At 72.4% G+C, this 12,734-nt stretch carries 16 protein-coding genes; 8 read left to right on the top strand and 8 right to left on the bottom strand.

The window, feature by feature from the left end:
- Positions 1–2: 2 nt before the first annotated feature.
- Positions 3–839: a hypothetical protein gene (locus H8B08_RS10220; protein WP_187450094.1), complete on the bottom strand. Its 837-nt coding sequence runs from the start codon at positions 837–839 to the stop codon at positions 3–5.
- A 207-nt stretch (positions 840–1,046) separates the two neighbouring features.
- Between H8B08_RS10220 and H8B08_RS10225 the strand changes: the two genes are divergently transcribed.
- Entirely contained in the window at positions 1,047–1,823 is a 777-nt protein-coding gene (locus tag H8B08_RS10225; RefSeq protein ID WP_222934404.1) for a hemerythrin domain-containing protein, read from the top strand.
- A 333-nt stretch (positions 1,824–2,156) separates the two neighbouring features.
- Here the strand turns inward: H8B08_RS10225 and H8B08_RS10230 are convergent, their stop codons facing one another.
- The 3 genes from H8B08_RS10230 to H8B08_RS10240 form a co-directional block, all read right to left on the bottom strand.
- Positions 2,157–2,462 carry a hypothetical protein gene (locus H8B08_RS10230; RefSeq protein WP_187450095.1) on the bottom strand — a complete coding sequence of 102 codons (306 nt, stop codon included), beginning with the start codon at positions 2,460–2,462 and terminating at the stop codon, positions 2,157–2,159.
- Between the two features lie 94 nt (positions 2,463–2,556).
- The gene (locus H8B08_RS10235) at positions 2,557–3,267 is read right to left on the bottom strand and encodes a peptidase S14 (RefSeq protein WP_187450189.1); all 711 of its coding nucleotides are present in this window, start codon (positions 3,265–3,267) and stop codon (positions 2,557–2,559) included.
- A 17-nt stretch (positions 3,268–3,284) separates the two neighbouring features.
- Positions 3,285–3,725 carry a response regulator gene (locus tag H8B08_RS10240; RefSeq protein ID WP_187450096.1) on the bottom strand — a complete coding sequence of 147 codons (441 nt, stop codon included), beginning with the start codon at positions 3,723–3,725 and terminating at the stop codon, positions 3,285–3,287.
- Positions 3,726–3,923: 198 nt separating this feature from the next.
- Here H8B08_RS10240 and H8B08_RS10245 point away from each other — a divergent pair, with 198 nt between their 5' ends.
- From H8B08_RS10245 to H8B08_RS10270, 6 genes are all read left to right on the top strand, one after another.
- Entirely contained in the window at positions 3,924–4,466 is a 543-nt protein-coding gene (locus tag H8B08_RS10245; protein WP_187450097.1) for a hypothetical protein, read from the top strand.
- An 85-nt stretch (positions 4,467–4,551) separates the two neighbouring features.
- A complete protein-coding gene (locus tag H8B08_RS10250; protein ID WP_187450098.1) occupies positions 4,552–4,743 on the top strand; it encodes a hypothetical protein in 192 nt (63 codons plus the stop codon).
- A gap of 228 nt (positions 4,744–4,971) precedes the next feature.
- The gene (locus H8B08_RS10255; protein ID WP_187450099.1) at positions 4,972–5,757 is read left to right on the top strand and encodes a MerR family transcriptional regulator; all 786 of its coding nucleotides are present in this window, start codon (positions 4,972–4,974) and stop codon (positions 5,755–5,757) included.
- Between the two features lie 170 nt (positions 5,758–5,927).
- Complete coding sequence (locus H8B08_RS10260) at positions 5,928–6,461, top strand: hypothetical protein (protein WP_187450190.1); 534 nt, start codon at positions 5,928–5,930, stop codon at positions 6,459–6,461.
- A gap of 71 nt (positions 6,462–6,532) precedes the next feature.
- On the top strand, positions 6,533–7,174 hold the full coding sequence (locus tag H8B08_RS10265) for a hypothetical protein (protein ID WP_187450100.1): 642 nt from the start codon (positions 6,533–6,535) through the stop codon (positions 7,172–7,174).
- Between the two features lie 98 nt (positions 7,175–7,272).
- Positions 7,273–7,500: a hypothetical protein gene (locus H8B08_RS10270; RefSeq protein WP_187450101.1), complete on the top strand. Its 228-nt coding sequence runs from the start codon at positions 7,273–7,275 to the stop codon at positions 7,498–7,500.
- Between the two features lie 18 nt (positions 7,501–7,518).
- Here H8B08_RS10270 and H8B08_RS10275 read toward each other — a convergent pair whose 3' ends face one another.
- Complete coding sequence (locus H8B08_RS10275) at positions 7,519–8,046, bottom strand: hypothetical protein (RefSeq protein ID WP_187450102.1); 528 nt, start codon at positions 8,044–8,046, stop codon at positions 7,519–7,521.
- An 85-nt stretch (positions 8,047–8,131) separates the two neighbouring features.
- On the bottom strand, positions 8,132–9,109 hold the full coding sequence (locus H8B08_RS10280) for a pesticin C-terminus-like muramidase (protein WP_187450103.1): 978 nt from the start codon (positions 9,107–9,109) through the stop codon (positions 8,132–8,134).
- Between the two features lie 93 nt (positions 9,110–9,202).
- On the opposite strand from H8B08_RS10280, the gene H8B08_RS10285 reads away from it, so the two are divergent.
- Positions 9,203–9,613 carry a hypothetical protein gene (locus tag H8B08_RS10285; RefSeq protein WP_187450104.1) on the top strand — a complete coding sequence of 137 codons (411 nt, stop codon included), beginning with the start codon at positions 9,203–9,205 and terminating at the stop codon, positions 9,611–9,613.
- Between the two features lie 114 nt (positions 9,614–9,727).
- On the opposite strand, the gene H8B08_RS18925 is transcribed toward H8B08_RS10285, so the two are convergent.
- Together H8B08_RS18925 and H8B08_RS10295 are read right to left on the bottom strand one after the other, a co-directional pair.
- Positions 9,728–10,606, bottom strand: a complete 879-nt coding sequence (locus tag H8B08_RS18925; RefSeq protein WP_222934405.1) for a DUF4240 domain-containing protein — start codon at positions 10,604–10,606, stop codon at positions 9,728–9,730.
- 106 nt (positions 10,607–10,712) lie between these two features.
- Positions 10,713–12,611, bottom strand: a complete 1,899-nt coding sequence (locus H8B08_RS10295; RefSeq protein WP_187450105.1) for a portal protein — start codon at positions 12,609–12,611, stop codon at positions 10,713–10,715.
- Between the last annotated feature and the right edge of the window lie 123 nt (positions 12,612–12,734).

Below are 12,734 nucleotides of genomic sequence, written 5' to 3' on the forward strand. Positions count from 1 at the left end.
GTCTATCGTGCCTTTCTGCGGGTCTGTTCGCTGCGCCAGCGCATCCACTCGGCGGTGCTCATGCGCGCCGGGTCGCGCGGGGCGGAGGCCGCGCCTCCGACCTGACGGACCGGGCGGAACGCCTGGGCCCGCTCGAGCTCGCGCCCGGCGGTCTCTTGTCGGAGGGCCTTCGCGCCGCGCCAGGCGGCGTGCAGAACCTTCACCGCGCGCGGGTCGACCACGGCGTTCAGCTCTTCCGCGCTGAAGCCGAGCGATTGTCCGAACACGGCCAGTTCGCGCGCCAGGGCGGGCGACCAGTCCTCGATGTCGCGAGCCAGCTCCGCATGGCCCTGTTCGAGGCGCGTGGCGTGATCCCGCTGCGCTTCGAGGGTCGAAAAGCGTTGTCTGGCGTGCAACTGAGCCCCGACCTCGGCGCGCAGGCCTTGCGCCTGCTGGAAGCGGGCCCAGTCGGCCTGCGCCTGCTCGGGGTTCTGCCGGAACCACAGGTCCCAGTCGTAGTCCTCGTAATCGGCCACCGCCGCGTCCAGCGCCGCCAGCCGGCCGTAGTCGGCCGCATGCGCCCGCTCCAGCTCGGCCCGTTCCGCCGCCGCCCGCCGCTCGGTCTCCAGGGCGCGCCGCTGCTCGGCCACCTCCTGGGTCTTGCGGGTGTAGTCGGCATGGCGAAGGAAGGCGCCCTTCAGCGCCTGCGGCACGCGATAGACCTGGCCGTCGTGCTCGATCTCGGTCTCGAGGTCTTCGAGCGTCTCGCGTAAGTCGTCGGCGCCGTCGGCCTCCGTCTCGACTCCCGGCAGGCACGCGTCCGCGTCCTCGACCGGGTTGGTCGGGGTTTCGGTTTCCATGGGATCCTCTGGGTTTCCAAACCAAAATGGACGTCATCCCGGCCGTAGCGGAGCGCAGCTCCGCGAAGAGCCGGGACCCAGCAAGCGCCACGCGCGTTGCAGCGCGCCCGCAGCGTTCAGGCCGGGATGACGGTCGGTGAATCGGACGCAGGGAAGCCCCCGCCCCCCTCGCGCGTTGTCAGGACAGTGCCCAGTCAGGACCGCGTCATGACCACCGCCGACCGGCCGGCCGCACCGGCCGCCCACGCCACCACCCCCGACCCGTTCACCGCCGGCAACGCGCCGGCCGAGCCAGCCGCCTTCGCGGACGCTCCCGACGGCCTGGAGCTGCTGCGTCGCGACCACCAGTCGGTCGCCCGCCTGCTGGCCGAGTACGACCAGGCCTCGGGCCCGCTGGACAAGGTCGCGGTGGCCGAGCGGCTGTGCCTGACGCTCGCCGTCCACGCCCGCATCGAGGAGGAGCTGTTCTATCCGGCGCTCCGTGCGGCGGGGGTCGACCCCGACCGCATCGACAACGCCCAGGTCGAGCACCTCACCGCCCGCCAGCTGATCGCCGACGTGGAGACCGCCGCCATCGACGATCCCCTGCTCGACGCCAAGGTGCGGGTGCTGGGCGTCTATTCCCTGCGCCACGCCGCTGAGGAAGAAGCCGAACTGTTCGAGGCGGCCCGCGTGCGCGGCGTCGACGTCCACGCGCTGGGCGCGAAGCTGGCCGCCCGCAAGGCCGAACTCAGCCGCGAGGCGGCGCTGAACCTGAAAAGCCGGCTGCGCACCTCCGGCCCCGCGGCCCAGCTGGAGGCCGACGCGCCGACGCCTTCAACGCCCGCGCCGCTGCGCGCGGCCGGGGCCGCGGCCGACCTGGCCTTCGCGGTCCTGCCCGGCGGCAAGCGTCTGCGGAAACTGCTGCGGCCCGGGCGCCGCCGGGGCGACCGTCATCCGCCCCCCGAGCCCGGCCACATCCACGAACACGGCCGGGGCTTTTGACCTGGACCTCGAGCGCCTGCTCGAGATCATCAGGGCCCACGCCGGCCCCGACGGGACCTGGGAATTCAGCTACACCGCCCTGGCCGACGGCGGGACCGCCGATCCGCGCCGGATCGAGGCCGCCCTGGCCGAACTCGAGCGCCGCGGCCTGATCAGGGTGGATCGCTGCGTGGTGACGCTCCTGCGCGATCCACGAAGCCAGCCCTGAACCCGTATGTCCCGGCGAAAGCCGGGACCCAGATTCATCCACGAGGCTCGGTGGGCTTCACCTGGCCCCCGGCTTTCGCCGGGGCACACGGACTGGGGGCCTCCCTGACGAGAGGTCCGCTGTTGCTACTGCGGCGAGGTCGAACCCGCCGGCGGAGGCGTGCCCGTCCCGGCCGGGGCGCCGGCGGGCGGGGTTTCGGTGGGCGGCGTCGACGGCATGGCGGTTCCGGCCGGCGGCGCTTCGGCCGCGCCGACCGCGTCGGTCGACGTGGACGCCGGCGGCACGGACTCGGGCGCGGCGGGTTCGGGCTGGGCCTCGGCGGCCTTCTCGGCGGCGCTCTTCTTCGGCGAGCAGGCCATCAGCAGGGCCAGCGACCCGACGATGGCGGTCAGTCGGAACAGGCCGACGGACAGGGGAACGGCGGTGGACACGGGAAACTCTCCTCCGGAGCTGCGGCCGGGGCCCGCCCGGCCGCCCGACCAACCGACCGGCCTCGCGCCCGGTTCACGCCGCCGTGAAATTCGCTCACACCAGCGCCGCCACCAGCCCGCGCCTCAGCGCCTCCTCGGCGGGGACGTACCAGTTGTTCGCGGCCCGCTCGACCACCTCGTCGAGACCGACGTCGGCGCCCTCGACCAGCTCGGCGAACCCCTCGCGCTCCAGCGCGAGCCCGACCTCGATCTGGGCCAGGATCTCGCGCGCCACCTGGGCCTGAGCCTTCAGCGGGCCGGTGAAGTGCACCGGCTTGTCCATCCGCCGGCCGTGGATCAGCAGGACGGTGTCGCGCGTGATGTAGCGGTCCTTGCGCGGAAAGGCGGCCATCACCGTCACCCCGGCCGAGTAGACCGCGGTCTTGCCCAGGAAGATCAGCCGCCGGTCCGTGCGCCGGCGCGCCAGGCGCACCTCCAGCGCCAGTCGCCGGCTCAGCTCGGCGTCGCCGCCCAGGGTGGTCAACTCGATCACCACCGGGTCGACCGTCTCGCCGATCCGTTTCAACTGGTCCTGGAAGCTCTCGACCAGCGCCTTGTCGATGTCGCCCAGCAGGCGGATCTGCGGGGCGAACAGCGCGGCCGGCAGCCCGTCGTCCTCGCCGTCGGCCCCGCCGACCATGTCGCCCTCAGGCGCCGGCCGGCCCCGGGCCGGTCCGCGCTTCAAAGCCTTCGTCTTTTCGTGCGAGAGGTCGCGGCCGCCCTTCTGGCTCTGCGGGGCCGCCGCCTGGTCCTTCTGCGGGCCCATGGCCTGTTCCTTCCGGGTCAGTGCACGTTGCGGGGGTGCTCCGAGGGGCGCGGGCCGTGCGAAAACAGGGTCAGCTCCGAGGGCCCGGCCGGGGCCGGATCGCCGTGCAGCACCGCCCGCGCCGCCTCGACCGCGCGCACCACCTTCTCCGGCGCGACCGGCTTTTCCACCAGCCCCACCGCCAGGTCGGCGTTGGCCACCGCCTCCTCTCGGCTGCCGCTGACGAACAGCGACGGCACCTCGAACTCCAGCCACAGCATGCGCGCCAGCATGATGCCGTCGCCCTCGACCTTCAGGCCGATGTCGACCAGCGCCAACTCCGGGCGGCGCTTGCGGGCCAGCTTCAGGCCCTCCTCCATGCTGCGCGCGGGTCCGTCGACCTCGTGTCCGGCCGCTTTCAGCTCTTCGGCCATGGCTTCCGCGAACACGCCCTGATCCTCGACCACCAACAGATGCAACGCCCGAACTCCGACCGACTCCCAACCGATAAAAACGTTCACGCGGGCGCTTCGTTCGTGCGGCCGCCCGCCGCCAAGCCTCGCCCACACGACAATGTGTGCGCGGCGAAGCCGACGCGCCCGGCCCGGCTCGCCGGTTGATCCGTCGGTCGCGGCGCGCTCCGGGGGCGGCGACGCCGGCCCTACGGGAGACGCGTCATGCGGGGCAGATCATCCATTCTCGGCGCGGCGGCCGTCGCCGCCGCCCTCGTCGCCGGGTCCCTGGCCCAGAGCCAGGCCCATGCCCAGCCCCTGTGGCGCCCGGTCGATCCCGACCCCGCCGCCACGCGCTGGATCCGCTACGCCGGCTGGCGGCTGGACCGGGTGCTGGGGCCCGCGCCCTACGCGCTCCAGCGCGCCGCCGGCGCCCACGGCGAACTGCGCATCGCCGAGGCGACCCTGCAGATCGACGAGCGCGGCGTCATCAAGTCCTGGGCCATCACCCGCGCCACCGGCCAGTTCCCGCTCGACGACGCCATGACCGACGCGGCCGAGGACCTGACCATGATCAACCTGCCGCCGCCGCCGCCCTCCATCGTCGGGCGGCCCATCGTCCTGCAGGTCGGCTTCGTCACCCCGCCGCGGATCGGACCGCGCGGGTCGCTGATGAAGATGGAGCCGCTGGTGCTGATCCCGCCCAGCTACCAGGCCGCCGTCGATCCGAACGCCCCCGACCCCGTGGTGGTGAAGGCCACGCGCTGATCGCCGGGATGAAACCGGGCCTCGCCGTCGTTCTCAAAGCGGAAGGGAGCGCGCGGGGGCGCGTTCCCCATCGGGGACGACCGCCGTGGCCTACATCCTGTACTTCGTGCGCGCCGACAGCGCGGTCCTGGACCTGACCATCCTCACCGCCGGCGACGACGCCGAAGCCGAACGCCTGGCCCTCGGCCGCCTGGCCGAACAGCCCGCCTACCGCTCCGTCGAAGTCTGCGACGAAGACCGGCTGGTGTGCCGGCGCGACCGGGCCGATCTGTTTTGATTTAAGCCGTCATCCCGGCCGCAGCGGAGCGAAGCGCAGCGGAGAGCCGGGACCCAGCAAGCGCGGCGTGCGTTGCAGCGCGGGATCGCAGCGTCAGCCTCGCACTTGCCGGGTCCCGGATAGCCGCTGGCGCGGCTTCCGGGATGACGGGAAATTTTGTTCGCGAACCCGCTTGACCCTCACGCCGCGTCAGACCGCACATCTCCCGGCGATGAGGGAGCGCCGCGCATGACTCGCCACACCGTAAATGGCCTCGCCCGGCTGTCGGGCGTGTCGGTGCGCACGCTGCACCATTACGACGAACTGGGCCTGCTCAAGCCCGCCGAGGTCGGCGACAACGGCTACCGCTACTACGGCCGCGCCGAGCTCCTGCGCCTGCAGCAGATCCTGTTCCACCGCGAGCTCGGCCTTTCCCTGGCCGAGATCGCCGCCCTGCTCGACCGCCCGGGCTTCGACCGCCTGGCCGCCTTGCGCGGCCACCGCGAACGCCTGGCCGCAGAGGACCAGCGGCGCCGGCTGCTGCTGCAGACGCTCGACCAAACCATCGCAGACCTGGAAGGAACCGCGCCCATGAAGACGCCCATGAAGGACGCCGATCTCTACAAGGGCTTCGCGCCCGAAAAGCAGGCCCAGTACGAGGCCGAAGTCGTCGACCGCTTCGGCGAAGCCGCCAAGCCCGTGGTCGACCACAGCCGCGCCCGCTCGAACGCCATGAGCAAGACCGACTTCCAGGGCCAGATGGACGAACTGAAGGCCATCGAGACCGCCCTCGCCGACGCGCAACGCGCCGGCCGCAGCCCCGACCACGCCGACATCGCGCCCCTGCTGCGCCGTCACCACGCCTGGGTCGCGAAGAGCTGGCCGGCCCCGCCGACCGCCGACGCCTACGCGGGCCTGGCCGACATGTACCTCGACCACCCCGACTTCCGCGCCCGCTACGAAACCATCAACCCCGGCTTCGCCCAGTGGCTGGCCGACGCCATGCACGCCTTCGCGGTCAACGAGCTGGCCTAATTTTCCCTCTCCCCTTGCGGGAGAGGGAGGGGCCCGCGCGAAGCGTGGGAGGGTGAGGGGTCGCGCCATGCTCGACGCGTGCTCCTCACTTCACTCTCCTGCCGTCGGGAGGCGTGACCGCCTGCGCAGGAATGGCTTGGTCCCTTGCATATCCGACAGTACCAAGCCTCATGGCCGCAAAGCTCGAACGCCTTCGCCGACTTCTCTGGGAGGACTGGGACCCGATCGGCGTGAACACCGGCGCGGAAGGAGGCCCCAGCGATGAATACGACAGCTACGCGGGCCAGCTGGCCGGCGTCGGTCGTGAGCTCGGAATCGACGAACTGGAGGCCTATCTCGACTGGGCCGTGGCCGAGCACATGGGGCTTTCCGAAGCCTGCGAGCGCAACCGGGAGATCGCCGAACGCGCCTACGCTGTGATCCACGACCCTCGCGCCTGGCTGGCCATTCACGTGAGTTCCGACGAGCTGAATCTCCTGCGAGCCCTGCCGGGTCTTCCCGATGCGGTCACACACGAGACGACCCGAACGTCGGGCGGTTCCGTTCTGTTGCTCGAAGCCGAGCCAGCAGACGTGCTGCGCAAGCGCCTCTTGGACGAAGTTCTCGCACACGGCTTTGACGAAGACTGCGCGCTCACGCCCGACGGGACGATCTCGGATGCCCTCGCCGCCAAGCTGTTTCGGGCGCTTTCCCGACCGTCCTGAATTAGGCGCCTAATTTCCCCCGGCTTCCCGACCCGCCGCCCGCGCCGCATCCTCCTCCCCAGGAGGCCCGCGTGGAGCCCATCGACCCGCACGACTGGGACATCGAGCTGCGCCGCTACGGCGACCCGCGGCTGGGCGGCGTCTACGTCGTCCAGTCCGTCCCCCGCCCGGCCTTCTTCCGGCTCGGCGGCGGCGGCGGCCTGCACGCCCGCCTGAAGGCCGCCACGGCCGAGCCCAGGGGCCCGCGCGCGGACCGCCTGGCCCCCTGGCGGCCGGTGTGGATCCGCGCCCTGCCCCACCGCACGCCCCAGGAGCTGGAGCACGCGCGCAAGGCGCTGGCCTGCGCCATGGAGACCTGCGCCGACTTCCTCGACGCCCACACCTTCGCCCGCAAGCTGCCTGACGACGCCGAAAAGCTGGCCGCCTGCGCCGAGGCCTGCGCCGCCCAGGCCGAGGTCGCCTGCCACCTGGGCCCCGCCGACGACAAGAAGCTGCGCCGCCGCGTGAAACAAGCGCTGCGACGGGCTGACGGCCGCCCCCGCTTCCTCGCCTGGCTCGACCTCGGCGGCCCACAGCCGATCGTCCGCCGCGAATGGTGGTTCGACGGCCGGCGCCTCCTGCTGGAATCCGAAGCTCACGCCGGCCTGATCCTGCGCGGCCCGCCCGACCTGATCGGCCGCGTCACCGGCCTGCTCGGCGCGGTGGCGACGTAGTAGGCGCCTCCCTCAAGCGCGCCGGCCGAACACCCACCTTGCCGCGACTCCCCCACTGCGCTCTTCTGCGGACGCCAACGCCTCGGGGGAGCGCGCGCATGCACAAGTTCAAGTCGATCGTCCGCCAGGCGGCCCTGGGCGCCATCGTCCTGCCCGGCGGCTGGGCGCTGGTCGCCTTCGTCTTCCCGCGCTGGGACCTGGTCGGCGACCTGGTCAACCACACCGGCCCCACCGTCGAGAGGCTGATCGCCATGGGCGGCGTCGGCGCCCTGATCGGCGCCTTCTTCGCGGCCATCGAGACGCCCGGAAAACCAAAAGAGGGCTGACGGGCCCCGGCCGCGGCCTCAGCCGACGACCACCGTCTCGCGCGCGATCGCCGGATTGCGGGTCGTCGCCGCCGCCCAGCGGTACAGCGCCATGCCGTACGCGCCGCCCGGCTTCACGAACATGGTCAGCCGCGGACCGGCGCTGGTGTCGCACTCCACGTAGGGCGACTTGCGCTTCGGTGCGTCCGCCGGCGGCGGCGCGAAGTGGCAGCCGAAGTGGATCAGCCCCACCGCGAGCACCTCGCCCTGCGGCGAGAGCACCACCGCGGCCGCTTCGGGGCAGCTGTGCAGCCGACAGCCGTCGAACCGCACGGCGCCGTCGTCGAGGGTCTTCTGCTCCTTCGGGCCGGTCAGGGCCATGAGCACCTGCCCGGAGGCCAGGTCGCCCGGCTCGATGTAGTCGCCTTTCCGCGCGCCCATGAAGGCCTTGACCTTGGCGCCGAAATTCGGGTCCCGATCGGCCGCGTAGGCCTGCGCGAGCGCGCCGCCCGCGCCCACGGCGGCCAGCAACACCGCCGCCAGAACCGCTCCGCCCAACCGACGCATGACGTCCCCCGACTTCCGGACCGCAGGAAGCGCAGCCTCACCAGACCGGACGACAGCGATATTCGACACGGCGAGTCAACCCGGACTACCGCGCCGCGCGCGGCAGGGTCCCCGCCTCGATATCCTTCTTCATCAGGTCGGCCTCTCGCCCGCGCCGGGACGGATAGGCGTCGCCGAACTTGCGCAGGTTGCGGTGGGCCCCCTCCCAGTCGCCGGTGGTGATCTGGGTCCAGTACTGCGGCGTGGTCTTCCACGGTTCGTTCGGCCCGTACTGGAAGTATAGGCTGGCGACCGCCGTCTGCGTGCTTCGCGGCAGCTGGTCGAACCGCCCCACCTTCGAGGCGGCGTCGAAGGTCCTGGCGATCTCGGCGATGTGGTCGTCCTGGACCGCCGCGTCCAGCGCCGCCACCTCGGCTTCGCTCAGGCTCAGCGGGTGCGCCCGCACATAGTCCAACGCCTTCTGCCGGGTCATTCCGAAGTACGGACTCAGCTTGTCGATCGTCGCCGGGTCGACCCCGACCCGCCTCAGGTAGGCTGCGTCCTTGCGGCCCAGGTCGACCCCGGCGCCGATGGTGGGGCCGCTGTTCTCAAGCGCCAGGTCCGGACGGTCCTTCACGGTGGGGACGTACATGTCCAGCTTCGGGCCGCCCGCGGCCTCCTGCTCCAGCAGGAACGCCCGGTCCACATCGTAGCGGCCCGCCCCGGCGGGCGCCGGCGCCGACGTCGCCGCGGGCAGCAGCCCCAGCTTCAGCGACGGCCCGGCCGCCCGCCCGTCGGCCACGAACTGCGGAACCATGGGCAGCCGGCGCAGGCGAAGCGGCTCCTCCGATGCGGCCCGCTGCGAGCGCCGGGGCGCCCGGGCCGGCGGCGCCAGCACGGCGTCCAGTCGCGGCCGCACCTCGCGCTCCACGAACCGGTCGGCGTCCTCCAGCGTCCGCCGCGCGCCGACCGCCACGGTCTCCCACGGCGCCTCGCGCCGCCAGCGGCCGTTCTCGACCAGCCACGGGCGGCCGTCGGCGTCGACGCGACGTTGCCCGTCGCGCAGTTTCGGGGGCTGGGCCATCGCCGCCTCCTCCTCAAAATCTTCTGGGAATTTCGCTCAGGTGACGCCGTGGCGTTTCACTGGTATCCGACCCGCGCCCGACGGAGCGCCGCCATGACCCACGCCCTCTCGGCCGCCCCCGCCCTGACCGGCGTCTGGAACGGCCGCTACAGCTATGACGGCCCCTACGCCCCGGGCGATTTCGTCGCCGTTCTGTTCGAGACCGGCGGCCACGTCGGCGGCACCACGCACGAGCCCGACTGGACCGGCGCCACCGCCGACCGCCTGCTCTACGCCACGGTCGAGGGCGCGCGCCAAGGCGCCGACGTCCGCTTCGTCAAGACCTACGACGGCTCCGGCGGCCAGACCCACACGGTCCGCTATACGGGCGTGCTCAGCGCCTGCGGCGCCGAGATCGAAGGCGCCTGGTCCATCCCCGGCGCCTGCTCAGGCCGCTTCCTGATGATCCGCCCGGCAGGCCCGGCCATGGCGGTCGAGCGCGAAGCGGTCGAGGTCGTGCGCTGAACACCTACACCGTGATTTGCGACTTCCGCGCCAACAGGAAGCCCGTCCTCCTCAACCTGGTGATCACCGCCGTGGCGTGAGTCCGGGCCCGAGGGCTCTCATCCAGCCGAAGGTTCACCCCAGCGCCGCCTCCGCGAACCGCTTCCACAGCTTCGGATAGCGCTTCGCCAGCAGGTCCTCGTCCTCTTCGATCGGCTCGCCGGCCGGCTCGTCGACCCCGTCGACGCCCGCGCCCGGCCACTCCTCGGCCTCGCGCCCGGTCTTCTCGCACCAGACGTCGCCGGCGACGTACATCAGCCCCTCGAACTCCAGCGCCGCCTCGACGTCCTCGGGCAGCACGTCGGCCAGGGCGTCCGGATCGGCCAGCACCCGCTCGAACACCTCGCGGCCCTGGCCGATCAGCCACAGCCGGGCGTAGGCGAAGCCGTCGTCCGGCGCGCCGCCGAGCGCCACGGTGGCCGCGCCCCACAGCTCCCAGCGGTTGGCCCGGGCCATCTGCACGGCCAGGGCGGCCTCGAAGGCGACCAGCTCCTCGGGCGTCAGCGCCTGCAGCGCCGCCCGCAACGCCTCGGCCTGCGCCTCGGAGCCGCCCGCGCGCGCCTCGGCGGCCGCTTCGATCAGCGCCCAGAACCGCGCCTCCGGCAGCGCGTCCACGCCTGGCTCGGGCGCGGAGTCGGGCGCAAGTTCGGATTCGGGCGCGAGCGCCCGCAGCAGGGCCAGGTCGAACCAGGGATCCGCGACATCGGCCGGCTCAGGCGCGGACTCCCGCCGCGCCTCCGGCTCCGGTTGCGGCACGGGGGCAGACTCCAGCGCCGGCGCGACTTCGACCGGCTCAGACGCGCGCTCCCGCGGCGGCTCCGGTTGCGGCGCGGGCGCGGACTCAGGCGCCGGCGTCGGCGCGACCTCGACGGGCTGCGTCGGCGCCCGCGCGCCGCGCCGCCCGCCCGTACCGAACACCGCCGCACGGATCGCCGCCCAAAGCCTACGCCACATGGAAACTCTCCTGCCGCACGAATCCGCGCGCAGGATCGGACGAAGCCGACACCAGATCCTTAAAAGTCTCGACGATCAGGCCGGACGACTTGTCGCAGCGCCAAGTTCAGGCGGACACCCCCAACCGCTCCGTCTCCGCGCGGAACGCCTCGATGCGCAGCTTCTCGGCCTCCAGGCGCAGCTTCTCCGCCTCGACCTCGCGGCCGGCCTTCAGCGCGGCGTTCTCGGCCTCCAGCGCCTTCAGCCGCTCCATCCCCTGCGCCATCACCGCCTGTAGCTGCGCCACCTGCGGATCCGGTGCGCCGCCCTGCGCGCCCTTCACCGCCGGCGGCAGCAGGGCCTGCAGCCGCCGCGCGATCTCGTCGGCGCCCGGCCAGTCCAGGTTCCTGGCCAGCAGGTCGCCCAGCACCGGCGCGGCGGCGGGGAAAGCCCGCACGAACTCGGTCATCTGCACCGCCGCCTCCTGGCGGCGCGTCGTGAAGCCCGGCCCGGCCGTGACCGTCAGGTCGTACTTGCCGACGCCGAGGTCGAACACCCGCTCCACGCCCGCCACCGTCACCGGCTGGTTGACCGGCACGCCCGTCGCCTGGCCCTCCGGCCCCAGCACCCGCACGATCCGTGCGGTCGAGTACACGCGCGGGATCAGGTCGATCAGCACCCGGCCCGCGTGCCGGATCGCCCGGCTCAGATTGTCGATGTAGTGGAAGGTCGACACGTCCCCTTCCCGCTGCCGCGCCAGAATGGCCCGCCCGCTGGTCTCGTTCGACCGCGCCCCCAGCGAAGCGTCGTGCAGGCCGATGATCGCCTTCAGGTCGTCGGCCGCGTTCAGCGCCTCCTGCAGGGCCCCGGCCGGCACGCCGGCGAAGGGCTGGCGCATCGGCGCCTCCGGCCCGTCGTACTCGATGAAGGCGTGGGTGTCGGTGTTGGCGCTGGCCCACTTCTCCGCGTCGGTCTCGAACGCGCCCTTGCGGCCGATGAACGGGGCCTTGGGCGCCAGCGCGACCAGCTCGGTCGAGGTGGTGCGCCAGTAGTTGAACATCCGCTGCGGGTCCTTGGCGTCGCGCACCAGCGAGCGCAGCACCCGCTCGCCCTCGACGTTCAGGTCCTCGCCGTAGACCGGGACGATGGGGATGAACCGGCCCGGCCAGGCGTTCTCCTCCAGCACCTCGCAACCGGTCAGGATCCGCTGGATGACCTTGTGCGAGACCACCTCGCGCGGCGCGCCCACCGGCACGACCCCGGCCGCGGCCAGCTCGGCGGCGCGTTCCTCGACCGCGTCGAGCGGCAGCACCCGCCCGTCCGAAAGGCCGACCACAGACGAACGCACCTCCTCGCGCGTCCACCACTCGGCCACCATCACCCGCTCGCCGCCCCGGTCGAACCAGGGCGCGCCCAGGCCCGCCCAGGCGTCCGACGACCAGTCGACCTTCTCCTTGCCCTTCCAGCGCTTCTCGAACGCCGCCGGGGTCAGGCTCTCGACCACGAAGCACGAATTCCAGTCGGAGCTGTCCGCCGCCGTGCTGTCGGGATCGCCGTACACCGTGAAGGGATTGGCGATCCGCTGAATGATGACGTCCTGCTCGAAGCCGTCGTCGCGCGCCCAGGCCGTGCCGATGCGGAAGTAGCCGACCCCGCAGGTCACCGCGAACTCCAGCGCCGTGTCGTAGGCCACGTCGGCGTCCGAGGCCTGCTCCACCTGGCGGATCAGCCCGCTCATGATCTCCGCCACCGCCGGATCGGCCGCGCCGTCCACCGGATGCACCGAGATCGACGGCTTGTTCTGCCGCGCGTCGTTGACCACCTGGCGGATGAAGGCCGGCAGCCGGTTGATGGTCAGGCACGGCCGGCCCTCGCGCTCGCGCCGCCGACGCACCTCCGCCGGCCACTGCTCGCCCAGCCGGGCGAAGCGCAGATCGTCCAGCGCCTCCGCCCGATTGTCCGCCTCGCGCTCCACGCAGCGCTCGAACGCCGCGCGCGCCTGCTCCAGGATCTTGTCGTCGGTCATGGCAAAATTCTCCGCTCATCCCCGCGAAAGCGGGGACCCAGAGCACGGTCGTTTCAGAAATCTCATGGCATCCTTCTCCCCTTGAGGGAGAAGGACGGAGCCCATGCACCGGAGCCCGCAGGG

Origin of the sequence: Caulobacter sp. 17J80-11, assembly GCF_014349105.1 — a bacterium.
Classification (GTDB): domain Bacteria; phylum Pseudomonadota; class Alphaproteobacteria; order Caulobacterales; family Caulobacteraceae; genus 17J80-11.